The 18188-nt window shown below is 63.4% G+C and carries 21 protein-coding genes and 1 pseudogene; 15 read left to right on the top strand and 7 right to left on the bottom strand.

The features are described 5' to 3' along the window. Position 1: 1 nt before the first annotated feature. Positions 2–730, bottom strand: coding sequence for a two-component system response regulator CseB (gene cseB / locus ID574_RS12375; protein WP_188188940.1), 729 nt, complete (start codon positions 728–730; stop codon positions 2–4). A 653-nt stretch (positions 731–1383) separates the two neighbouring features. Here cseB and ID574_RS12370 point away from each other — a divergent pair. Continuing rightward, positions 1384–2898, top strand: coding sequence for a trypsin-like serine protease (locus ID574_RS12370; RefSeq protein WP_223166619.1), 1515 nt, complete (start codon positions 1384–1386; stop codon positions 2896–2898). A gap of 78 nt (positions 2899–2976) precedes the next feature. Here ID574_RS12370 and ID574_RS12365 read toward each other — a convergent pair. From ID574_RS12365 to ID574_RS12355, 3 genes and pseudogenes are all read right to left on the bottom strand, one after another. Continuing rightward, positions 2977–3875: pseudogene (locus ID574_RS12365) on the bottom strand (IS5 family transposase). Positions 3876–3917: 42 nt separating this feature from the next. Further along, positions 3918–4811 (bottom strand): polysaccharide lyase family 20 protein, encoded by an 894-nt coding sequence (locus ID574_RS12360; RefSeq protein WP_188188939.1) that lies wholly within the window; start codon positions 4809–4811, stop codon positions 3918–3920. Between the two features lie 415 nt (positions 4812–5226). Continuing rightward, complete coding sequence (locus ID574_RS12355; RefSeq protein WP_188188938.1) at positions 5227–5595, bottom strand: hypothetical protein; 369 nt, start codon at positions 5593–5595, stop codon at positions 5227–5229. Between the two features lie 354 nt (positions 5596–5949). Between ID574_RS12355 and ID574_RS62735 the strand changes: the two genes are divergently transcribed. Continuing rightward, complete coding sequence (locus ID574_RS62735) at positions 5950–6084, top strand: HNH endonuclease (RefSeq protein ID WP_188189531.1); 135 nt, start codon at positions 5950–5952, stop codon at positions 6082–6084. A gap of 459 nt (positions 6085–6543) precedes the next feature. Here the strand turns inward: ID574_RS62735 and ID574_RS12345 are convergent, their stop codons facing one another. Next, on the bottom strand, positions 6544–7275 hold the full coding sequence (locus ID574_RS12345; protein WP_188188937.1) for a hypothetical protein: 732 nt from the start codon (positions 7273–7275) through the stop codon (positions 6544–6546). Positions 7276–8059: 784 nt separating this feature from the next. Between ID574_RS12345 and ID574_RS12340 the strand changes: the two genes are divergently transcribed. Further along, positions 8060–8866 (top strand): DUF5131 family protein, encoded by an 807-nt coding sequence (locus ID574_RS12340; RefSeq protein WP_188188936.1) that lies wholly within the window; start codon positions 8060–8062, stop codon positions 8864–8866. Here ID574_RS12340 and tcmP read toward each other — a convergent pair. Further along, the gene (gene tcmP, locus ID574_RS12335; protein WP_188188935.1) at positions 8809–10008 is read right to left on the bottom strand and encodes a three-Cys-motif partner protein TcmP; all 1200 of its coding nucleotides are present in this window, start codon (positions 10006–10008) and stop codon (positions 8809–8811) included. The genes ID574_RS12340 and tcmP overlap by 58 nt on opposite strands. Before the next feature lie 1040 nt (positions 10009–11048). Further along, the gene (locus ID574_RS12330; RefSeq protein WP_188188934.1) at positions 11049–11477 is read right to left on the bottom strand and encodes an NUDIX hydrolase; all 429 of its coding nucleotides are present in this window, start codon (positions 11475–11477) and stop codon (positions 11049–11051) included. A gap of 34 nt (positions 11478–11511) precedes the next feature. On the opposite strand from ID574_RS12330, the gene ID574_RS12325 reads away from it, so the two are divergent. The 12 genes from ID574_RS12325 to ID574_RS12270 all read left to right on the top strand — a co-directional run bounded on the left by ID574_RS12325 (position 11512) and on the right by ID574_RS12270 (position 17911). Then, positions 11512–12330, top strand: a complete 819-nt coding sequence (locus ID574_RS12325) for a GntR family transcriptional regulator (protein ID WP_188188933.1) — start codon at positions 11512–11514, stop codon at positions 12328–12330. 96 nt (positions 12331–12426) lie between these two features. Beyond that, on the top strand, positions 12427–12756 hold the full coding sequence (locus ID574_RS12320; RefSeq protein WP_188188932.1) for an SCO3933 family regulatory protein: 330 nt from the start codon (positions 12427–12429) through the stop codon (positions 12754–12756). A gap of 130 nt (positions 12757–12886) precedes the next feature. Next, the gene (locus tag ID574_RS12315; RefSeq protein ID WP_188188931.1) at positions 12887–13024 is read left to right on the top strand and encodes a hypothetical protein; all 138 of its coding nucleotides are present in this window, start codon (positions 12887–12889) and stop codon (positions 13022–13024) included. After that, entirely contained in the window at positions 13024–13410 is a 387-nt protein-coding gene (locus tag ID574_RS12310) for a nucleoside triphosphate pyrophosphohydrolase family protein (RefSeq protein WP_188189530.1), read from the top strand. The genes ID574_RS12315 and ID574_RS12310 overlap by 1 nt, the downstream gene beginning before the upstream one ends. Before the next feature lies 1 nt (position 13411). Continuing rightward, a complete protein-coding gene (locus tag ID574_RS12305) occupies positions 13412–13642 on the top strand; it encodes a hypothetical protein (RefSeq protein WP_188188930.1) in 231 nt (76 codons plus the stop codon). Then, entirely contained in the window at positions 13642–13800 is a 159-nt protein-coding gene (locus tag ID574_RS12300) for a hypothetical protein (RefSeq protein ID WP_188188929.1), read from the top strand. Before ID574_RS12305 ends, ID574_RS12300 begins: the two co-directional genes overlap by 1 nt. Further along, complete coding sequence (locus ID574_RS12295; RefSeq protein WP_188188928.1) at positions 13800–14963, top strand: FtsK/SpoIIIE domain-containing protein; 1164 nt, start codon at positions 13800–13802, stop codon at positions 14961–14963. The genes ID574_RS12300 and ID574_RS12295 overlap by 1 nt, the downstream gene beginning before the upstream one ends. A gap of 275 nt (positions 14964–15238) precedes the next feature. Next, on the top strand, positions 15239–16345 hold the full coding sequence (locus ID574_RS12290) for a DNA cytosine methyltransferase (RefSeq protein ID WP_188188927.1): 1107 nt from the start codon (positions 15239–15241) through the stop codon (positions 16343–16345). Then, positions 16342–17088: a DUF2637 domain-containing protein gene (locus ID574_RS12285; protein ID WP_188188926.1), complete on the top strand. Its 747-nt coding sequence runs from the start codon at positions 16342–16344 to the stop codon at positions 17086–17088. The genes ID574_RS12290 and ID574_RS12285 overlap by 4 nt, the downstream gene beginning before the upstream one ends. Positions 17089–17157: 69 nt before the next feature. Continuing rightward, positions 17158–17313 carry a hypothetical protein gene (locus ID574_RS12280; RefSeq protein ID WP_188188925.1) on the top strand — a complete coding sequence of 52 codons (156 nt, stop codon included), beginning with the start codon at positions 17158–17160 and terminating at the stop codon, positions 17311–17313. Positions 17314–17417: 104 nt separating this feature from the next. After that, positions 17418–17747, top strand: coding sequence for a hypothetical protein (locus tag ID574_RS12275; RefSeq protein WP_188188924.1), 330 nt, complete (start codon positions 17418–17420; stop codon positions 17745–17747). Next, positions 17747–17911 (top strand): hypothetical protein, encoded by a 165-nt coding sequence (locus ID574_RS12270; protein ID WP_188188923.1) that lies wholly within the window; start codon positions 17747–17749, stop codon positions 17909–17911. Before ID574_RS12275 ends, ID574_RS12270 begins: the two co-directional genes overlap by 1 nt. Positions 17912–18188 lie beyond the last annotated feature (277 nt).

Below are 18188 nucleotides of genomic sequence, written 5' to 3'. Positions count from 1 at the left end.
CTCAGCGCCGCAGCTTGTAGCCGAAGCCTCGGACCGTCTCGATACGGTCGGGGCCGATCTTCTTGCGTAGCCGCTGCACACACAGGTCGACGACGCGGCTGTCCCCGTCCCAGCCGTAGTCCCAGACGTTGCGCAGCAGTGTCTGCCGGTCCAGCACGATCCCTGGATTCGCCGCGAACTCCAGCAGCAAGCGCAACTCGGTGGGGGCCAGTGCGACCGGTTCGCCGGCCCGGTGTACTTCCAGACCCTGCGGATCGATGGTCAGGTCCCCGAAGACCAAATCGGTGGCACCGCCGGCAGCGGGTTCGGGAGTGCGCTCAGGGCCTGGGGCGAAGGAGGCGCGGCGCAGCAGGGAACGGATCCTGGCCACCAGTACGGAGGTGTCGACCGGCTTGACGACGTAGTCATCGGCTCCCGCCTCCAGACCCGACACCACGTCCAGGGCGTCACCCCGCGCGGACATCATCAGGATCGGGTCCATGCTGGATTCCCTGATCTTCCGGCACAGCCCGATGCCGTCCAGCCCCGGCAGCATCACGTCCAGCAGCAGCACGTCGTGCCGCTGCTCCCTGAACAGTTCGAGGCCGGTCAGACCGTCGCCCGCCGTGCTCACACGATAGCCGTAGCGCTCCAGCGCCATCTCGACCGTCTTGCGGATCACCTCGTCGTCCTCGACGAGCAGCACGGTGACGGGGGCCGACGGTCTGCTACCGATATCCGAAACCGACATTGCTCCCCGAATATGGTTGATAGTTCAAGACAATATAAGGACTCTCTTTGTGGGAGTACGAAGACATCGTCGGCCCCCTCCGGCGAGCGGTGCACCGCGACAGCGCGCCTCGGTCACTCCGCGCGATGCCGTGTCCATGTTGTCGAAGCCGGGCCTCCACGACGGCTCAGCCGTGTATCAGCCGTGAATCAATGCGCGCCGGTCCGCCGTACGGACCGAGAAGGGTCCTGCATCTTGGCCTGCTCTTGCTAGGTCTGTAGGAGGGGCGATCTCCGTACTGGTGGGACGATGGTTGGGCAAGGCCGTCGGGTGCTGGTCGTCGCATCGTGGCGCCCGTCACACCCAATGCCTCCTGAAGCTGGGCGATTCGCGGCTGGGCGCTGATACACACCCCATACGCGTCCAAGCGGCCGCCGATACGCGACCGCGACAGCATGGAGGCCTGTACCGCGCAGGGTGGCTGATGTGCGCCACCGCGGCGTACCGATCTCTCGGAGCGGAGCTTTCCATCTGCTCTGCCCACACACTCCTCCCGACCGCCGGGCGGCCATGGCCACCGAAGGTAAAACATGCCCAATACACTCCTCCTCCCTCGTACTCATGTCGCACTCGCGGCCTTCACTATGTGTTTACGTTCGCTTCTCGTCGTTCCCGTGGTGCTGGCCGCGCTGGCGGCCACCGCGACTCCGTCGTTCGCCCTGCGCGGCGGTGTCGAGTCGGTGCGGCCGTACTCGTTCATGGGCTCCTTACAACGCGCCGAATCCCCGCGCGCGGACGGCCATGTCTGCGGAGCCACGCTGATCGCGCCGCAGTGGATGGTCACCGCGAGCCACTGCGCCCGCACGCCGAATCAGGCTAAGGTCGGCACCCCCCGGGGCTGGCGGGTGCGCATCGGCTCCCTGAGCGTGACCTCCGGCGGTGAAGTGGCCGAGGTCGACAAGTTCTATCGGTACTCCACCGAGGTCTACGGCAAGGATCTCGCGCTGCTGCACCTGCGTACCCCGGTTCGGGCGAAGCCGGCGCGGATCGCGCCGGCCACGCCGGCCGATCGAACCGCAACCCGCATCATCGGCTGGGGCGTGACCTGTGACGAGCGCGCGCCGAAGTGCTACCCGGACCGCCTGCGCGAGGCCGACACCATGGTGCAGCCGGACTCGGAATGCGAAGTGAGTGGTATCACCGCGGCGCGTGAACTGTGCGTGGGCAGCCCGGACGGAAGCATCTCGGCCACCAACATGGATTCCGGTGGCCCGGCGCTGGTCCGCCGCGGTGGCAGCTGGCTGCTGGCCGGGGCGGTCAGCGGCAGCAACGGCAACGACACACCGACCGTATACAGCGACGTGTCGGTGTATCGGAAGTGGATCCGGGGCATCGTCACGGGCACCGCAGTTCCGCCGGAACCGCACATGCCGTCCCTAGAGGGTGCCGTGCAGTTCGGTGACTGTTCCGGCGCCGTGGTCCGCACCGTGACCGCCCGGGCGGAGGATCCCGCCCTGCTCCTCACGAACGGCCACTGCGTCCAGGGCACCCGCCCTGCGCCGGGGTCGGCGCTTTCCGATCAGCCGGCCGCCCAACCGGTCACGATCACCGACCGCGAGGGCTATCCCAAGGTCGAGGCCAGGACGACCCGGCTGGTCTATGCCACCATGACCGGCACCGACATCGCCCTGTACCGCTTGGACCGGACCTACGCGGAGCTGGCCGCCGCCGACGCCAAGGTCTTCGACCTCACCACAACCCCGGCCGCGGCCGGTGACCGGGTGAGCCTGTTGTCAGGCAACTGGGGCCGCCGCTGGAGCTGCGCGGTGAAGGCCGTGGTGCCGAGGCTGCGTGAGGGCGGGTACGAGCAGGAGGACGCGCTCAGGTACACCAGCGCCTGCGAACCAGGGCACGGCGCCTCTGGGTCACCGCTGATTGCCCCGGACGGGCAGACCGTGGTCGGGCTGCACAACACGAGCAACGACGACGGGAAGAGCTGCACGGAGAACAACCCGTGTGAAGTCGACGCGGCCGGCCGGGTGACGGTGCGCAAGGGCGCCCGTTACGGCCAGCAGGTCGCCGGCGTGCCCGCCTGCCTGGCGCCCGGCTCAGTGCTGGACCTGTCCCTTCCGGGCTGCACGCTGCCCCGGCCCAGTCGCCTGACGGACGGAACAATGAAAGCCGGGTAGTGCCGGCCTTTGCTTCTGCACAAGATCGAAAAGGCCACTTCCCGATCACGGGAAGTGGCCTTTGACTTGGGGCGGAGCCTAGGGAGTGTCTGACATTTCGGAGTGCCGGAGCCAGAGCATGAGCGAGGCGATGGTGACACCCGCCAGGCAGCGGCTGGCCAGCTTGTCGAAGCTGGTGGCGATGGCGCGCCATTGCTTGAGCTTGCCGAGACAGCGCTCGACCAGGTTGCGCTGCTTGTAGGTCAGGCATCGAAGGCGTGGAGGCGGCCTCCGCGACTGCCCTTACGCTTGCGATTGGCGATCTGGTCTCGCCGTTCGGGGATGACCGCCTTGGTCCCGCGTCGGCGCAGGTCGAGCCGGATCTTGAGAGTGGAGTCCCCCTTGTCGGCGATCAGTGTGTCGGGTCGGGTGCGGGGCCGGCCGCCGGCCGGGCGGCGCAGCCGGAACTTGGCCATCACCGCATCGAACGCGGTGCAGTCGACCACGTTGCCGCCGGGCAAATGGAGCGTCAATGGCAACCCGCGGGCTTCGACGAGCAGGTGCAGTTTGGTGGTCAGCCCGCCTCGGGATCGTCCGAGCGCCTGCCGGGTTTTGCGATTGCTTCGTATCGATCGTCCCGCCGTTGTCCCCTTTTTTCGGGCACCGGCGGCGTGCTGATGAGCGCGGGCGATGGTGGAGTCGATGCTGACGGTGAACTCGACCTGGCCGAGGGAGTCGTCCTTGACCTGCATCTCCTCCAGCAGCCGAGCCCAGGTGCCGTCTTCTTCTCAGCGTTTGAACCGCTCGTAGCAGGTCTGCCAGGGCCCGTACCGCTCCGGGATATCCCGCCATGGCGCGCCGGTCCGCAGCCGCCACAGAATGCCGTCGATCACCTGCCGATGCCCCCGCCAGGGACGACCTCGGCCATCGGCCACCGGCAACAACGACTCGATCCGCGCCCACGCCTTGTCGGTCAACTCACCACGTCGCACCACGATCGACTATTCAAGCGTGAGCGTCGATCGTTTGTCAGACACTCCCTAGGTGGCCGCCGGGTTGACCTCGCTGAATGATGTGCCCACGGCGATGTTGTCATGGAAGATCGTACGGCTGTCGACGTCGGTCGGCCCGGTGTTCCACGCAGGCTTGTAGAGGCCCCATTTCAGGTAGCCCTCAGTGTCGTCCGCATCGTTGAACGTGTTGGGACCGGTGGCGCTCAAGACCTGGCGCCATCCAGGATTCTTGTGGGTCTGATACCACGCATCGATTCGGCCTTGGCTGCCGTAGCTCCATACATACTTGAAGACGAAGTCGTGCCACTGCCCCGGCTTCACGTCGGCGAGGTCGTAGCTGGTCTTCTGGACGGAATCCGGCGTGGAGCAGGCCTTACTGTCGGAGTTGACCCGCAGCCGCCACTTTCCATTGGACTGCACGCCGAGGAACGCGCTGGGATACTTGTCGGATTCGCACGTGTCGCGCCAAGGCTTCCACTGGAACACGATGTCTTCTCTTGAATCACTCTGCCAGGTGCTCGGCAGGTAGATGCTGAACCCATAATAGAAGGTCTCGCCGGATCTGAAACGGCTGGATTCAATGTTCATCGTATGGCTTTCCGCCCTGGTGCCGCCGGCAGCCATCTGATCGCCGTACTTCAGAACAGAGCGGACCGCGTATTTTCCGGTCCTCGGCAGATCATCGACCTGGATCGAGGGTCGAGGGGTGCAACATTCGTTGAATCCCAGTTTAGGGTTGCCGGAGGTCCTCGACCCGTTCTCGTATGTGAATCGAAGAATGGCTGCAGATTTACCTCCTGCGTCTGCTGAGACATTCGCGGACGCCGACGCGGAGGCGTCCACCGTCGCGAGGCTGGTGGCGGCGAGTGCAAGCAATGCCGCAGGCAGGAGTTTGCGGACTCGCGGAAATGGCGGGTTCATGAGGACGGAAGCTACCACTGTCGAGATCTTCCCATCAACTGGCGAAAACCCATGCTCGCCGCAGAAATGGCCAGGGCCGCCATGACGAGCACGGTGTGGCGCCGAATGGCCTCAAAAGCTGGACCTGGGCCCGGTCCAGGCCGAGCAGGTTTTGCTGGATGTGAACGGCTCCTCGTCGCTCCCCACGCTCCCTGATCTGACCACTCCGCTGGTCATAGCCCCGATATACCGACGATATACCGCTCATCTCTAATCTCTCTGGCGTAACGCCGGCAATCGGGGTCGGGTGCTTCGACATGTAATACGTTCACGTACGAATCGGTGGGCGCGGAGTTACCGTCATCCAGCGTTTGATGTGGTTGACCCTTCTGTCGAACGTGAGCGCGGCTTCGACCATGCCGCTCGTATGGGGCCGTCAGCTCTCGGGCACCCGCTCTACGATGCGCCTGATCCGGTCGTGGTGCGCGGCAGCGAGGCGTTCGAGCTGCCCCGGACAGCGTTTGTCGTACTGAATGAGCGACAAGAGCAGGCCGGGGTGCCGGAGCTGCGGTGCAGAGGCCCATACTCCGCGCGGGATCGGATCTGTGCTTTTCTTGTCCACCATCCAGGCGATGTGCCCCAGCGCCGCGTCCAGATCCCGCAGCACGTCCACGACATGGGTCAACGATTCCGGCGGACACTCGGTCAGGGTTTTGACCAGGAAATCCGTCTCGGGCGTCTCCCAGTTCCTGCCGCGGGAGACCGGATTGCCCGGATGATCGGCACGGCCGGCACGGTACAGCATCGCGAGCAGTTCCTCGGGCGGTGAGGTGGCCGCTTGCCATGCGGTCGGAGAGGCCCTGCCGCTTGATCCGCCGTTGCCACTTGGACAGGACGCTGTTGACGAGAAGGGCCAGGAGGATCAGGCCCGTGGCCATCGCGCCGCGCGCGTCGTCTTGGTCGTCAGGGGAGACGTTCGGGATTTCGGCCGGCAGACCTAAGACGAGGATCGCGAGGGCGAGGAAGAGGCCGCCGTTGAGCCAGCGAAGCACGACCGCCTTGTTCGGAAGCGCCAGGTTGCGCCGGACGGCGTGCAGGATTTCGTTCGGGTCGCGGGCGGCGAGCTCTCGTCGACAGTGCGGCAGACTTTTCGGTCTGGCTGGAGCGGGCACATGTAGTGCCGCGCTCCCGTGGTGGATCGGATACCTGCGAGAACTTGGTACTCCTCTGCAAGCCTTGTCACACCGATTCGCCGGTATTGCGTCTGCACGCGCGGTCATCAAACTCTGCCTAGGTACGTGTCGCCCTACGTCCGGGAAACCAGCGCTAGCGACCCCACTATCCCCTCTCCAGGTGAGGGAGGGGCGACGCCCCCCAGCCCCTACGCGGACAGGCAGTCAACTCAGCTCTAGCTCCAGTATGTAGCCGTTGCTGTACTTTGCAGTCGTACAAGATCGAGAAGCCCACTCCCCGATCATGGGAAGTGGGCTTCTACCTGCGGTGGAGCCTAGGAGATTCGAACTCCTGACTTCCTGCTTGCAAACGAAGTTGAACGAACATGCGATGTGGCGAAACGTGCGCGTGTTCTTGGGTGAGGTGTTCAGGATGGTCCATGAGCGTCCACCGTGTACTTGGGCGTTGTCACTCAGTTGGACACTCAGGGGAGGGCTGGACCCCACGGGTGTGCCGGAGTCTACCGAGGCAGCGAAATGGTGGTGCACGTCAAAAATGCCCGTCCTGGCTAATTGGACCATTACGAGATCCAATTAACGAATACACCGATTGGCACTGAGAGTAGAACCAGCGTAAGGGTAGCCAACCGCCTCGATCCCGTCGATTGAGAACCGTCTCCAAGTATTTCGAAGCGAGGAAAAATAAACTCTCGGAGGCGGGAGGCAGACATCGAGAAAATCCAAATGCCCATGAATACAAACATGCCAATGGCGAAATTTGCTCCTAAAGAGGAAGCTAGTTCAGAGACGCCGACGGCAAGTCCTACGATCGCAGATGCAGCAACATTGGTATAAAACGCTCGCTCTCCTGGCCCCCAGACAAACGACCAACGAGGAACGCCCTTGTCGACTTCGTCGGCAAGCTTTGCAAGCGCCTGTCGAGCCCATCCAGTGTCGGAAGATTCAACCTCAAGAGTCACGGCAGGCATTTGATGGCGAGAGAATCTAAGTATTAGTCGTTCTCTTGGCTGCAGTGCTGCTATGAACGTAAGTCTTCTAATGCTTCGTCGATCTATCTCGGAAAATACATCGTCAATACTGCCCGAGATCTGATCCTCGTCGAGAAGAACAAGTCCCATAAATGGATACTCTGGAACTTCATCGAGGTGGTTCCCTGCGAACGTAACGTTAGTGGCAAAGATGTCCCTAAGTTGGATTCCTTGCATAGCTGCTGCTTGCCCGGCGTCTTCTCGTAGCTTCTTGGCTTCCTCAGAAGCTATCTCTACACGCATTGCATAGAGTTCCTCAATCATGCGCCCAATCCGACGCAAATCTGAGAGCTCTCCCGACCAAGCAGCCCAAGACCGTTGCTTTTGAATGCTTCTTTTAACCTCGCCCATTCCGCTCCTGCTAGCTAGTAGCTCAATGAGGATAGATACGCATCAACAAGGGTACTCGTAATGTCCCTGGTGGAGAAGCGGCAACATCAAGAATGCGGAAGTTCCTCGGCGGATCATCCAGTCTGCCTCCATCCTCGGAGGGCACGCAGGACGTGACGTGCGTGGCTCTGAGGGGGAGCGAAGAGCTGGGGATGCTGCTGTAGGTACTCGAGCAGTAAGCGGCAGTTGGCTCAGCCGAGCGATGGCGTGGCCGGTTCTGTTCGTGGGCACGGAGGGTCGGCGGCTCCGAGATGTGTGCCGGCATGGAAGGCGATGCAGGTCGCTTGTGCTCGTTGGGGCGAGTGGTAACGACCTCGGTGATGCGCTGTTGGTAGACGCGGTTGCTGCACCTTGCTGCTGAACTGCGAACCCGACCCCTGCACCTTCCCTACGGACCAAGCAGGACGGCCAACAACTAGTCCGCGATGGTTCTGCAAAAAGTGCCCGAACCTCGTGGTCCATCGGTACGTTCGTATCGCGGATATCGGTGCGTCTCCACTTGCACGGATGACACAGGGGCCAGGGTCATGCTGCCCAAAGGTCACGATTGAGCCGGAGATTGGGGGAATAGTCCGGTTCTGTCGGTGTTGGCGTGTACCACTAGTACGTAGGCGAGGGCTCATACGGAAGTTTGCGCCGCAGAGAAGGAATGTGCGCCATGGCAGACCGCAGCTCGATCGAGTGGACAGAGGCGACATGGAATCCAACAACTGGTTGTGATCGCATATCGCCCGGATGCGACAACTGCTATGCGCTACGTCTCTCTTCCCGTCTCAAGGCCATGGGACAGGCCAAGTACCGGAACGATGGCGATCCCCGCACGAGCGGCCCCGGGTTTGGCGTAACGAAGCACACAAGTGCGCTTGGAGAGCCGCTTCGTTGGCGCCGACCGCGGATCGTCTTCGTGAATTCCATGTCAGATCTGTTCCATGCCAAAATCCCTAGCTCGTTCGTCGCACAAGTTTGGGGAACGATGGCGAAGACTCCACAGCATACTTACCAGATCCTCACCAAACGCCCCGAACGCATGGCCAAGGTGACAGAACGAATAGCCGAGGCTGTTGGTGGTCCATGGCCACTTCCCAATGTATGGCTGGGAACCTCGATCGAGTCGGATGAATATGTCCGCCGCGCCGACTATCTACGCAAGACTCCCGCAACTGTACGGTTCTTATCTCTTGAACCTCTACTCGGCCCTTTGCCTTCACTGGATCTATCCAATATCGACTGGGTGATCGTCGGAGGAGAGAGTGGCCCAGATCATCGCCCACTGGATCTCGACTGGGTACGGGAGATACGAGATCGCTGCGTAGAGGCGGATATTGCCTTCTTCTTCAAACAGGTCGGTGGTCGCACGCCTAAGGCTGGCGGCAGGGAGTTGGACGGTCGCACGTGGGACGAATTCCCTCACGGAGCACTCGCGGGACTCGAAAGTGGTACTTCGCTGTCGACATCAGGCGCATAGAAGCGGATCAGCGACCCCGGCGGCCAGGGCGATTTAGCATCAAGCGGGTGTTCCCGTATGGCGGTACCGTCAGCGGCCATCTCCGAGAGGACCGTGCGCAGATGCGTCTCCTTGAAGCCGTTCCTAATTGTTGCAGCCGCTAGTGACTCGAACGTGTGCGCATGTCCAGCCAGGGCTGCGAGTTTCTGGCGCAGCGGCCCAAGATCCGGCTCGAAGTCAAACAAGGAATCCTGGCTAACCGCCTTTTCGTTAACCGACTTGCCGCGATGCGGGTCGATGCTCCATTTGGCTTGATTGAAGCACTGCAACCCCTTATCGCTATGAGTGGCGAACACGATGGAGTAACGAGCATGGGCATTTTTACTGGAAATCGAGATCGCTTCGGTCTTGATGTGATCGAGGCTTTCTAGTCCTAACCGATACGCCCCAAGAAGTGCCTCCTTGCGCGGCGCTTCGCCTGTAACTTCTAGCGCTTTCCGCCATTCCGAATGGCCGAAGTGGCGATCTATTGCGGCGTGCTTTGGTTCGTGCTCACAGAAGCGATAGAGCTCGTCAGAAAACCAGGTTATTAGCACCTCGTCATACGGGCGAGCCAGGCATGCCTTCACCAAGTCGAAAGGAACGCTAGAGATGTCGAATGGATCGAGAATCCAGAGCGTTGGCGTTCTTGGACCTGCACCGTGAACCCGCCTGTCGAGATCAACAAAATGCTCCTCGATTCCACCAGCAGGCATGATCTCGATCTTTAGCTTCGGCGATCGTCGCTGCTCTGCCATTACGCTGACAAGATGCTCACGCCTATCCGGACGCTTCTCTACACAAAAGAGCGACAGATAGTTGAATCGCTCTAAACGAGCATGCTCAAGGAACGCTTTTGCAGTCACAACTGAAGATCCATCGGGCCCGTCGACATAGACGCCAGGGCCTGCAAACGCATCCACGATTGACGCAGCGGTGAAGCGCTGACAGATCTTTCCCATCCAGCAGTATAGGTACTTCCTGTAGATCTGGTGCTTGAGTAGCGTTCGAGGCTCGCTCTTCCAGAGTAGATCCGCAGGTTTTCCCATCTCCAGCCCTCCCTTCATACTTTCTTGACACAGAGTGGCCATCTTGTCCACCTCTGGGTTGGGAAATGCCTGCATCTAAACCGGATAGTCACTCTATAGGGAAGATGGGTGCGCTACTTCGAGAACAAGAGTTCGAGCATAGTCATCTCATGACTGCATCGTCCGCCCCTCGTTATTGTCGTGGGATTTGGCGTCAGCCAGTCCAAAGGGCGGGGGTTGTGGTCATCTCCTCGTCGGGCAGGCGCAGCCATGCCGGGCCGGACGCACCAGGTCAAGCCGTCGTTCGCGTGTCCATGTTCCCGGTGACCTTCCGCGTGCGTTGGTTATCCTGCGTGCACGATGGCGGCTTGACCTGGTGCGGCCGGTCTGGTGTCCCTTGTGGTGGCCGGCGAGGAGATGACCACGGGGAACGTCCGCTTGACCTGTACATTTGCGCGATCTTGGCCATCTCCGAGGAGGGCCGGGGTTTGGGGCGGAGCCCCATTCCTTCTTTCGCCTTCCCCGGGGTCGCGCATTCGCCGCTTCACCTTTGATCGGTGCCTATGAGTGTGAGGGCTTTCGCCATCCTCGTCGTGGGCGTGTTGAGCCGTACGGGTGGCGTGCCGTGGCCTTCACTGTGGGCGCTGGGGTGGTGAAAGACCTGGAAGGAGAGCGATGCGGTCAAGCCGTACCTGGGTCATCACTACCTGGGTGGTGCCGCTTGCGGCACGCGCGCCGCCGCGGCGGGACCGGCCCCCAAGGCCGCAGCCCGCCGCGAGCGAGCGCGCAGGGGCCGGGCTGCCTGATCGACTGTCCTTCGCGCGGGGTGCGTGTCTGCAATGCGGGTCCGGTGGTGATGGACTGGGCAGGCTGACGCTCGGTCCTCCTGGTAGTCATCATCCCGAGCTGGTGGAGGTCAGGTGAGCCTCCGTGCTGCAACACCGTCCCAGCTCCGACGTTTCTCCCCCGAACTCTGGTGGAAGTCCTGCGTCTGCATGCCGGCCATTTCTCGATCTTCATCGTTGCCGGGAACGTCCAGCACACGCCTCTTGCCGTGATCACGGTGTGCCCGCCGCTGCGCGGCGGGCTTGAAACCGCAGGGAAACTTGTAACAGGTGACCTGGGAGCACCAGGGGTCATATGAGGCTGACTCCGTCGTGGTGCCGGATGGCGGGTGCTCCCTCGTGGAGGGCATCAAGGATGCGGACGGCGAAAGCTTCGCTCACCATGTCGCGGATCTCGTCTTCGGATGCCCAGTGGAAGGCTGTGACTTCGTCGTTGGTCGAGAGCTGGCCACCAGTAGCCTTGCAACGGAACACGAGCGCGACGATGCCACGTGCCATGTTCTTGTAGACGCCGGTCAGGGCTAGCGGTTCTACGATCAGTCCGGTTTCCTCAAGGACCTCGCGACGGACGCCATCGGTGATGGTCTCCCCGATTTCGAGCACGCCGCCTGGAGCCTGCCACTCGCCGTTGTCGGCCCGGCGCGTGAGTAGGGCTTGGCCGGTGTCGTCGACAACGACGCCAGCGACGCTCACAGAGTGGCGCCGATTGAGATCGGCCATCGGTTACCTCCCATGGATAGGCTATCGGTAGTGGATGTACAGACGAGTGAAGGAGTTTGGCGTGCTCAATGAGGGGATCTTGGTCAACCAGATCGATCCGACCAGCGATCGCGCTGTGTTCCGTCAGATCGCGGACCAGTTGCGGCAGGCGATAGAAAGTGGCCGGCTTCGTGAGGGTGAGAAGTTGCCGTCAGAGGCGGAGCTGATCGAGCACTACAGCGTGGCTCGTATGACGGTGCGCCAAGCCATCCAGGAGTTGAGGAATGAAGGGCTGGCAGTTGCCGAGCACGGTCGTGGCGTCTTCGTTCGTAGGCGGCCTCCGGTGAAGCGCCTGGCGTCAGATCGCTTCGCTCGAAGGCATCGCAAGGATGGGAAGGCTGCCTTCCTCGCAGAGTCGGAGGCGGTTGGAGCTAGGTCGGAAGTTGACATGATCTCGGTGAGTGAGGTCAGACCTTCCAAAGAGATCAGCGACCGCTTGGGAACCGGTTCTGATCAGACTGTGGTATCTCGTAGTCGTCGCTACCTCCGCGACGGGCATCCGGTGGAGCTCGCGACTTCGTACATCCCGGTGGACATCGCCCGCGGCACTAAGATCATGGAACCGAACCCGGGACCGGGCGGCATCTACGCGCGGATCGAGGATCAAGGGCACACCCTGGAGCGGTTCGTGGAGGATGTCTCCACCCGGCTTCCCACGCGCGAAGAGGCCAAGCTGCTGAACCTGACCTCGGGCACTCCTGTGTTCCGGCTGATCCGCACGGCGTACGACCTCCAGGGAGCGGCAGTCGAGGTGTGCGACACGATCATGTCGGGCGATGCGTTCTTGTTGTCCTACGAACTTCCTGCGCACTAGTCGTTGACACACCTGCTCTACTCCTCTATACATGTAGTAGCTCCTCTAGTCGAGTAGGTGACTAGAGGTTACGGCGCAAAGAAGAGGAGCGTGCTAATGCGGAACATTCCGGTGGACACGTCGTCTCTGTCGTTCACGGTCGCGGGTGAGCCTGAGCCCAAGATCGTGGATCGGGCGACGGGTGAGGTGAAGAGGGATGCGGAGGGGCGTGAGCTGTACACGCTGCCGCTGCTGCCGATGCCGAACGATGACCGGCGCAACCCGGTGATCACGGTGACGTTCCCGAGTCAGACGTTCCCGCAGATCCAGGTCGGCAGCAAGGTTCGCCTGACGGGGCTGGTCTGTTTCTTCTGGCAGATGAACGGTCGCTCGGGCATGGGCTTCCGCTGTGAGGCGGTGCGGCCGGCAGTGGAGAAGGCGGCCTGATGGGCTCGCCTCGATGCGTCGACTGCAAGGCGGGGCGGAACCTGGCCGAGCAGTTCGATGCACGGCACAACGCCATGGTGTGGCGGTGCGCGCACTGTCATTACGAGGCGGTCAGGCGGGGTGACGCGTGATGGACAGTCACGTGTGCGTCGCATGCGGCGCCCTCGACAACGTGGTCGAGGACTTCGATTCGCTGCGCAACCGCGTCGTGTGGGTGTGCGCGTCCGTTACCTGCTACGACCGAGCGCTGCGTAAGGGGGGCCTGTGATGGCCATCTTGCGACTGGTGCAGCGTGAGGCGTGGGCGAACAAGGTCGCCAAAGGCTTCAACACCACCGATGTGGCGTTGGAGTTCGCGCTGACGCACGCGGAGCTGTCGGAGGCGTTCGAGGCGTACCGCAAGCATCCCGACAAGCTCGGTGAGGAGTTGGCCGATGTGGTCATCTTCGTGGTGGGCCTGGCCGAGATGACAGGGGTGAATCTGGACGCGGCGGTAGAGGCGAAGCTGGCGAAGAACGCTATGCGCCGTTACGTGCGAGGTCCTACCGGCGTGCTGGTCAAAACAGAGGGTGAGTCCCGGAGCGGCCGAGAGCTTGGCGGCACAGGCCGCTCCGGGGCCTCCAACCACCAGAAGAGGAAAGGAGACGGGTTCTAGTATGCGGGATTTCCTGCTGTGGGCAGGCGTGAGCCTGCTGACGCTGGTCGTGACGCTGCGGCTCTGGCGTCGGTGGGCGCCGGTGTCGTTCTGGTACGTATTCGGTTTCCCGATCAAGGTCGTGACGGTGTACGGCACGTGGCGGTCGGTGGCATCGGGCTGCGGCCTGTCGAAGCGTGTGCGTCGCTGGCGCTGGAGTGTGCCGGGCTTCCCGGGTTGGGGGGCCGAGTGATGGCGGGGGCCAAGGGACGGAAGCTCACCAACGAGGAGCTGTCCCAGATCCTGGATTCGCTCTCGGAGCAGCAGAAGCGTCACGTGATGGCGTACTTCAGCGGCTGGGACGAGGAAGGCTTCCGTAAGGCGCTCCAGTCGATGGGCGGTGGCGGCTGATGCACGGGCTGATGGTCAAGCAGCGCCGCAAGCTGCACCGGGTGCAGGTGGAGAAGGCTCCGCGGCTGGGCCTGGTCCGGCCGACTCCGGTCGGATTTCAGGTGACGGCGCGGCTACATGACGGGCAGACGCCAGAAGATTACGAGGACGTGCTGGACAAGCTGGCGCACGCCTGGCGGGTGCACAGCGTGCGGCTGGTGTCGTGGCAGCCGGGCCGGGTGACGCTGGCGGCGACGCTGGTCGATCCGCTGGAGATGGCGGCCGGCCTTCAGGTCACAGGGGACGGGCTGCTGCGGGTGCGGGTCGGCCTGCTGGACAACGGCAACGCGTACGTGATCGATTTCCGGGTGGTGCCGCACTGGTTGAACGTGGGCGCGACCCAGTCGGGAAAGTCGAACCTGGCCAACGCGCTGATCAAGGGCTTGGCGCCGCAACCGGTGGCGCTGGTCGGCTTCGACCTCAAGGGCGGCGTGGAGTTCACCCCGTACCGGGCTCGGCTGTCGGCACTGGCCACCGAGCGCTCAGAATGCGCCGTGCTGCTGGCGGACCTGCTCGGCGTCATCAAGGCGCGGATGGAGCTCTGCCGGCAGTACCGGGTCAAGAACATCTGGCATCCGCGGCTGCCGGAGGCGGTAAGGCCGATCCCGATCGTGGTACTCGTGGACGAGATGGCCGAGCTGTTCTTGATGGCCGATCCGGACAACGAGAAGGAAGAGGTGGCCGCGGTCGCCACACGGCTGCTGCGCATTGCCCAGCTCGGCCGGGCGTTCGGCATCTACTTGTTCGTGTGCGGTCAGCGGATCGGCTCGGACCTGGGCAAGGGCGTCACCGCGCTGCGGGCGCAGCTGACCGGCCGAGTCTGCCACATGGTCAACGATGACGAGACGGCCAAGATGTGCCTGGGCGACATGGACCGCCGCGCGGTGGCGGCAGCTCGGCAGATCGCGGCGGACCGGCCGGGCACGGCGGTGGTGATCGGCTCCGATAGCCGCTGGCATCGCGCACGTTCGGTGCACGTGCTGGAGGAAGAGGCCGAAGCCGCCGCCGAGCAGTATGCCGAGATGGCTCCGTCGTGGGCGCTGCTGACGGACGGTCCTGTCATCGACGTGGACGACTCCGACTTCGACGAGTACGCCGATCCCGACATGGACGACGCCGCCTAGATCACTTCCGGCTGGGCCGGGCGTGAGCCCTGATCACGCCAGGTCCCTACCCGATCCGTGCCCGATTGGGGAGAGCAGCGTGAATGCACGCCTGGACTGGAGCGGAGACAAGCGGCGCAACCCCAAGGCGGTCAACCACTGGAACGGCGGTCGCCGCCTGCCGTGTCGCGTCTGCGGCATGCCGTCCTTCCTATGCGATGACGATCAACGCCCGTGTCACAAGGTCTGCGCCGAGGCCGAACAAAGCGGCTGGACAACGAAGGGAGGTGAAGAGGGTGATCCTCAACTTGTATGCCGGGCCGGGTGGCGTCGAGCAGGGCGCGCGAATCCTCGACGTTGAGGAGCCGATCCTGGGCTACGACATCGACGCAGACGCGTGCGCCACAGCACGCGCGGCCGGGTTCCGCCGATCGCAGGCGAGCGTGCCGCAGCTGGATCCGGACGAGTTCGCCGGAGTGCGGGGCGTTGTCATCACCTCGCCCTGCCCGCCGTTCAGCGTGGCTGGCAAAGGCTCCGGGCTGCGCGAGCATGACCAAGCCGCGCTCAGGCTTGCAGTGGAACGGCTGGGTGACGCACATGCCGGGTGCTGCCCGGATGACGCCTACGCCGAGGTATATCGCCAGGTACAGGACGATCGTTCCGCGCTGGTGATCGAGGCGTTGCGGTTCGCGCTGCGGCTGCCGCACGTGCAGTGGGTGGTCGCCGAGCAGGTACCCGCGGTCGCGCCGTTGTGGCGGGAGATGGCGGCCGAGCTGGCCGCCGTGCACGACTTTCGGTATTGCGCTGTGGTGACGCTGGCCGCTGAGGACTTCGGCGTGGCCAGTCGCCGCATGCGAACCTTTTTGATCGCCACCCGCTACCACACGCCGGACCTGGCCGGCATGCCGATGCGCTCCTGGTGGAGCTGCGGCCGGTTCGCGCCGCCTGCCGAGCATCTGCCGAACCGGGCGGACGTCTTCGGCCCGACGTCGATGGCCGACGCGCTCGGCTGGCCTGCCAGACAGTGGGTCAACACGCGCGGCAACCGCCGCAGCGTCGGCGGGAACGAGTTCTGTGCGGACCGGCCTGCCTGGTGCCTGACGGAGAAAGCGCGCTCCTGGCGGCGGGTCGGGGACGGCGCTCGGTTGACCTCGTCACAGGCGGGGCTGCTGGTGGGTTTTCCCGCGGACTTTGCCTGGCAGGGCTCGCGGTCCAAGCAGTTTCTTCAGGTCGCGGACGTGGTCGCGCCGCCGGTGGCCGCGGCCGTGCTCGGCGCGGTCCTTGGGCTGGACTGGCGCAGCGCTGTGGGGGTCTACCCGGAGCGGCTGTATCCGGGCCGCAGGACTGCGGGCTACGTGCAACCGGAGCTGTTCGATGCGGACTTCGAGCGGGTGGTCGCATGAACCGGCGTACGAAAGGCCGTCTCAGTGCCGTGTTGGCCGACTCGGGGCCGGTGGTGGTGCTGGCGGTGATCGCGGCGGTCGGCTCCTTCGATCACATCTCCAGCCTGGCGCGAAAGTACGGGCAGCACGGGTGGCGGGCTTGGGCGGTCGCGGTGTGCATCGACCTCGTGTGCGTGATGGCGGCGCGGGAGATCCAGCGCGACAAGCGCACCGGCCGTCGTCGCCGCGGGCTGATCTCGTGGCCGTCGCTGGTGCTGGCGGGCGGGATCGTGCTGACGCTGGCGGCGAACCTGGCTGAAGCACCCGATAGCGCGTGGGGCTGGATCCTCGCGGCGACCCCGGCGGGGGCGTTCCTGATAGCCATGTCGATGATCGAACGCCGGGCAGGCCATGGCCAGGCGTCGCGGACGACGGAGCTGGGGCTGGTCTGGGAAGACTCGTCTCCAGCACCGGAGGTGGGGGAACCGCGGTCGGTTGAGCGCGTGGACCTCGATCGCATCGACGAGGTGGCCGAGCAGGCGAAGGAACCGGTGGTGCCTGCGTTGGAGCAAGCCTCACCCGTGCATGCGGACGTCGAGCCAGAGCTGCCGGCAGTGTCACCGTCGCTGGTGGCGTATGCGCGGCGTCTGGCCGATGAACACCAGGCCAGTCATGACCGGCCGATCACTGCCGAACTGCTGCGGGCGCGGATGCACATCGCGCCGGAGCTGGCCACAAGCCTGATCGCTCGCCTGGAGGACTGACTTTGCGTCCGGCCGCCCATCACTTCCCCGGTGGGCGGCTCACGGAAGGCCAGAGAGAAAGGAAGTGCGATGACTGGAAGAAAAGGCGTGTCGAGTTTGAAGAAGTACTTCGACCTGAAGCCGGGACAGAAACTCGCGGAGTTCGCCGAGGAAACACGGCAACTCACGGATAAGGACTTCGAGCAGATCAAGAGCGGCATCGAGAACGGCAGCCTCAACTACTAAACACCCTTGGACGTGAATGGGTCGGCTGGCCTACGTCCTCCACGGTACGCAGGCCGGTCAATCGGATTCAACCCGAGAAGTACACGAAAGGAGAAACGATCCCCATGATGACCACAGATTCAACAGTCCGCTGCGAATTCATCGCGGGCCTGCGCGCCTTGGCGAACTTCCTCGCCAACAACCCGAAGGTGCCGGTGCCCAGTGCGGGCAAAAGCATCACCGTCTTCCCTGGCGGAACCGACGAGGAAAAGCGCACCGTCGTGGACCGGGTGGCCGAACTGATCGGCGCGCCCGCCAGCGGCGGAGACCACTACAAGACGGTCCGCGACTTCGGACCGATCTCGTATGAGGTTCTGGCGATCAGCGAGCAGCGCATGGACGACCACCACGCGCTGATGACTTACGAGGGCGCGGTCAAGGGAGGTGGCCGCTAATGTTCCGACTTCGTCGCTGGCTCGGTTACGGGGCCATAGCGTTCGCCGTCTTCTACCTGTTCACCCGTCCGGCACAGGCTGCAGGCGCCGTCAACGGCGTCTTCGACGGGATTCTGAACGGCGCTAACCAGCTCGCCGTTTTCTTCGGCGCGGTCCTGAGCTGAATAGGACACACGGTAACCACATGCGGATTTCCGCAGCTCACGTTCACGAAAGGATACATCGTCATGGCAAGAGGCGGGCAATGCCGGACCTGTCGCGGCGTAGGGAAGATCGGCGAAATGAGGTCCACACTCAAGCACGGTCAGCTGCTCGTTATCGAGGTTCGCCGCAAGTGCTTCACATGCCAGGGTCGCGGCTCCCTGTAATGGCGTACCGGTCGACTTCACCGCCGCTGATTGACGTGTGCGAGGCATGCGAGGGCCGCAAACTCGTCTGCCG

This window comes from Nonomuraea sp. SYSU D8015 (assembly GCF_008065375.1).
Taxonomy (GTDB): Bacteria; Actinomycetota; Actinomycetes; order Streptosporangiales; family Streptosporangiaceae; genus Nonomuraea.
This window is presented reverse-complemented; position numbering and strand designations above follow the sequence as displayed.